Source organism: Streptomyces pathocidini (genome assembly GCF_001418495.1).
Lineage (GTDB): Bacteria > Actinomycetota > Actinomycetes > Streptomycetales > Streptomycetaceae > Streptomyces > Streptomyces pathocidini.
Genome location: NZ_LIQY01000652.1, coordinates 1 through 4,570, shown reverse-complemented (window position 1 = coordinate 4,570; position 4,570 = coordinate 1). Strand labels below are relative to the sequence as shown.

The window sequence follows — 4,570 nt, the reverse complement described above, 5'->3', positions numbered from 1 at the left end:
CGCCGCGACCTCGTGGCGGCGCGGCACCGCGCAGTCGTCGTCGTACACCGCCAGCAGTTCGGCGGCCCCGCTCTCCAGGTCGCGGTCCAGCAGGTCCAGCGCCTCGGCCAGCGTGCGCTTGCCGTCGAGGTGGCCGCGGCGCACCAGCAGTTCGAGCGCGAAGCCGACGCCGGCCACGTAGCCCCGGTCGGGGATCTGCTCCACGGCCCGTACGTCGATCTGCTCCTCGCCGAAGGCCAGCGCGTCGGTGCCACGGGCCCGCACCCGCGACCGGCCCTTGGCCCGGGAGCGTACGGAGCCCGGGTCGGGGCGGCGGTGGGTGACGGCCGGGAACGCGTCGGCCTCCGGGCTGCGGCCGGTCGGCACGCGGGCCAGCTCACGCGCGCGTGCGGTGACGTCGGACGGCCGGTAGGAGTCCATCATCAGCACCTGGTCCGCGATGTCCATGTAGTCGCCGGAGCCGCCCATGACGAGGACCGTGGAGACCCCGTGGTCGCGGTGCAGGGAGCGGGCCAGGTCCACGAACGGGGTGAGCGGCTCCCGCTCCTTGGCTACCAGGGCCTGCATCCGGGCATCCCGGATCATCAGGTTGGTGGCCGCGGTGTCCTCGTCGATCAGTAAAGTGCGGGCCCCGGCCTCGACCGCCTCCACCAGGGACGCGGCCTGCGAGGTCGAGCCGGAGGCGTTGTCGGTGGAGAAGTCGCCGGTGTCGGCGCCGCTGGGCAGGTGGCTGACGAAGGCATGCACGTCGACCCGCTCGATACGGCGCCCGTCCTCGGCACGGATCTTGACGGTGTCGCCGCGCGCGACCACCAACTCCCGCCCGTCACCCGGCACATGGTCCCAGACGCCCGCCTCAAGGGCCCGTAGCAGCGTGGACTTGCCGTGGAAGCCGCCGCCGACGATCAGCGTCACGCCCTCGGGCACCCCCATGCCCGCGACACGCCCCGCGTGCGGCAGGTCCACTTCCACCCGGAAGGCGTCCGGGGACGTGAACGGTACGGCGCCCGGTCCGGTGAGCGGCCGGTCGTCCGCGCCGCTGCGGCGCGGCAGCACGGCCCCGTCGGCGACGAACGCCACCAGGCCGAGCGGTTCCAGAGCCCGCCGCAGCGCGTCGGAGTCCTCCACGGTGTCGACGAAGCGGGACACCTCGGCCGGGTCCAAGGAGCCGTACCGCAGGGCCCGTTCGGCCATCTCCGGAACCCTGCGGCACAGGATCTCCTCGGCAGCCCGGCCGTCGATCCGCCGCCCCCGGCCGGGCAGTTCGACGCCCATGCGGACCGTCACCGAGCCAGGTTCACCGCCTCCACCAGGCCATCTTTCACCGGCCCCCTCCCCACCGCCGACCCGGCAGGAGGCCCGGTCGAGGACCTCCTGACCGCCGCCGTCCACGTGCAGCGGGCCGCCGCGCCCGGCGGCCCGCGCCGCCTGCCGGGCCAGATAACCGGCGAGGGCCCGGCGGCGCACCGGTGTGCTCCACAACTCCCCTGGGAACGCGGCCTGTCCGGCCGGAACATGGACGGCGATCCGGGCGGGCGGCGCGAAGGGGTCCGCCTGTCCGCGCACGATCTCCAGCGTGCACCCCGGCATCCGCCAGCTGCCGGTCAGCGACTTGTACCTGCCGTATGAGGCGCCGTCCATGCGGCGCAGCTCCTCGGCCAGTCCGGTGCGCATTGCGCTCCCCCACTTCCCCGTTCGGCGCCCCCGTACGGTGGCGACGCTCCGTGTTCAACGCTCGCTCGCGACCCTAGCCGAGGGGTCCGACAACGGCCCGCTCCCGACGCGACCGAGGGCTCACTCCCCGCCCCAGTCCTGCAGGATGAACTCGCTCCACACGCTCTTGCCGCTCCCCCGCGACTCCACGCCCCACACGTCCGCGAGCCGGTCCACCAGCAGCAGTCCGCGCCCCGAGACCCCGGTCTCGCCGGGTTCCCTGCGCCGCGGCCAGCTGCTCGACATGTCCTGCACCTCGACACGCAGCCGCCGTTCGGCCCCGCCGAGCATGCGCAGGGTGACGACCGCCCCGCCGTCGGTGTGCAGCAGGGCGTTGGTGATGAGCTCGTCGGCGACCAGCTCGACCTCGTCCGCGCGCTCCCGCGCGCCCCAGGTCCGCACCGCCTCGCTGATCATGTGCCGGGCCATGGTCAGCCCTTCGGGGTCGGCCGGCGCGATGTGCTGGTGGACCCGGCGGCCGATCTCGGGGATCGGCTCGCCCTCGCGGCGCAGCAGCAGTATCGCCATGTCGTCGCCGCCGGTCCGCTCCCCCATCACCGCGCCCACGTGGTCGGCGAGTTCCTCGACCCGGTGGGGCCCCTCGCAGACGGCGTCGGTCAGCAGCCGCAGCCCGTCGTCCATGTCCTTGCCGGGCTGTTCGACCAGCCCGTCGGTGAACAGCAGCAGGGTCTCGCCGGGGCCGAGCACCATCCGGGTCACCGGGTAGTCGGTGTGCCCGAACTGCGCGGACAGGCCCAGCGGCAGCCCGCCGGCCACCGGCAGCTGCCGGCAGCTGCCGTCCGGGTGCCGCACCATCGGGTCCATGTGCCCCGCCCTGACCAGCTGCACGGTCCCCTCCGCCGGGTCCACCTCCGCGTACGAGCAGGTGGCGAAGCGGTCGGTGTCCAGTTCGTGGAGGAAGACCGAGGCGCGGGCCATGACGGTGGCCGGCGCGTGGCCCTCCGAGGCGTATGCGCGCAGGGCGATGCGCAGCTGCCCCATGACGGCCGCGGCGTGCGTGTCGTGCCCCTGGACGTCGCCGATGACGGCGCCGATCCGGCCGCCGGGTACGGGGATCACGTCGTACCAGTCGCCGCCGACGTCCCGGCCGAAGCGGGCCGAGCGGTAGCGGACGGCGATCCTGGCTCCCGGGAAGCTGGGGACGGAGCGCGGCAGCATGGCCGTCTGGAGGCCCTCCGCGATGTCGTGCTCCTGGTCGAAGAGCATGGCGCGCTGGAGGCTCTGGGCGATGCCGCTGCTCAGGGCGACGAGGAGGTTGCGCTCCTCCGGGGTGAAGTCCCGCCGGCCGCGGAAGAGGAGCCCCAGGGCCCCGATCGGGCGGGCCTGGGCGATGAGCGGCAGATACGCGGCGGCGGTGACGCCGATCGGTTTCACGTGCGGCCACAGCCGGGGGTAGCGCGAGGCGAACTCGCCGGGCGAGGTGATCAGCCGGGGGCTGAGGGTGCGGATCACCTCGCTCATCGGGAACTCCTCCTCGATGCGGGTGTATTCGAGCTCCGGGACCATGTTGTCGGCCTGCCGCTCGGCGACGACGTGGACCCGCCCGTCCTCCAGGAGCCCCATCAGGATGCTGATCGCGCCGAGCCGCCCCAGGCCGCGGGTGTCGCCGAGCACCTCGATGACGTCCTGCACGGTGATGGCGCGGGCGAGGGCGGCGGTGGTCTCGTCGATCAGGTTGGTCTGGCGCTGGCGCTCCTCGGCGACCGCGATGCGCTCCGCCGCGTGGGCGAGTTCCTCGGTGGCGTCCCGGACGATGCCCAGGACGCGGTACGGGCGGCCGTCCCCGTCGCGTTCGATGTGCCCCTGGGTGTGGGTCCAGCGCAGGGAGCCGTCGCGGCAGCGGACGCGGAAGTACGCGCCGTAGGTCGTGCTGCCGTCCTTGAAGGCCTGGGCGACCATGGCGTTCAGCCGGTCGGACTCGTCGGGGGGCACGCGCAGCTCGCCGAGAGCGTCCGCGTCCCCGTCGAACTCGCCCGGTTCCAGGTCGAAGACCTCCATGGCCGGGGCGTCCATGTGCAGCCGCGCGTTGTCCACGTCCCAGTCGAAGCTGCCCATGCGGTTGAGTGCGAGGTTGGTCTCCGCGCGGAGGGGCCATGCGTCCGGCAGCGGGGCAGCGGTTGGGGGCGTTCCCCGGTCAACCATGTCGCAACTCTGACACTCTTTGCCGCTTTTTTCGAAAGATGGGGTGACCGGTGCCTCCGCCTCGGCGGCCCCCACCTCAGGGTCTGCGGCCGAGCAGCCCCATGAGCCGGTCCTGTACGGGCGCGGAGGCGGGCACCTTCACGGGCGGGGCGAAGACGCCGGCCCCCTGCCAGGCCTTGGCCTGCGGCTCGATGTACCCGTACACGGTCGCGGCCAGATCCTCGTCCAGGGTGTCGTCGGCCCCGATTCCCCGGGCCAGGTCCCAGGCGTGGACGGCCAGGTCGGTGGTCATCTGCCAGGCGTACTCGCCCGCGCCCAGCAGGCCGCCGCTGGTATAGACCTCGCTCTCGAGCGCGCCGGGCCGGTGGAAGGCCGGTTCCGACTCCGCGACCGCCTTGTCCCAGGCCGCGACGGGCTCGTCCCCCAGCACGTCGCCGTCGAACCGGTCGCCCACCTCCGTGAGCGTCGCCCCGCGCAGCAGCCACGGCGCCCACAGGTGCTCGCTGGTCAGATGGTTGACCAGGTCCCGCACCGACCACTCGGTGCAGGGCGTGCCGGCGGTCCACTGGCCGGGCCCCACCTGGTGGACCCGGCGGCCGAACTCCTCGAGTCCGGCGTCGAACGCTTCGATCAGCTCCATGCGTACGGCCCTTCCGTGCGCCTGCTGGGCGGGAGGTTCCGGGCCGGCTGGGGC

Annotated in this window: 3 protein-coding genes; all 3 read right to left on the bottom strand. The window is 73.6% G+C overall.

The genetic code is table 11. From position 1 onward, the window contains the following. On the bottom strand, window positions 1-1,674 hold a 1,674-nt coding region (locus tag AOK16_RS24090), incomplete at its 3' end, for an ABC-ATPase domain-containing protein (protein WP_079101731.1). 120 nt (window positions 1,675-1,794) lie between these two features. Next, window positions 1,795-3,876, bottom strand: coding sequence for a SpoIIE family protein phosphatase (locus tag AOK16_RS24085; protein WP_079101729.1), 2,082 nt, complete (start codon window positions 3,874-3,876; stop codon window positions 1,795-1,797). A 76-nt stretch (window positions 3,877-3,952) separates the two neighbouring features. Then, window positions 3,953-4,516: a TIGR03086 family metal-binding protein gene (locus tag AOK16_RS24080; RefSeq protein WP_055474221.1), complete on the bottom strand. Its 564-nt coding sequence runs from the start codon at window positions 4,514-4,516 to the stop codon at window positions 3,953-3,955. Window positions 4,517-4,570 lie beyond the last annotated feature (54 nt).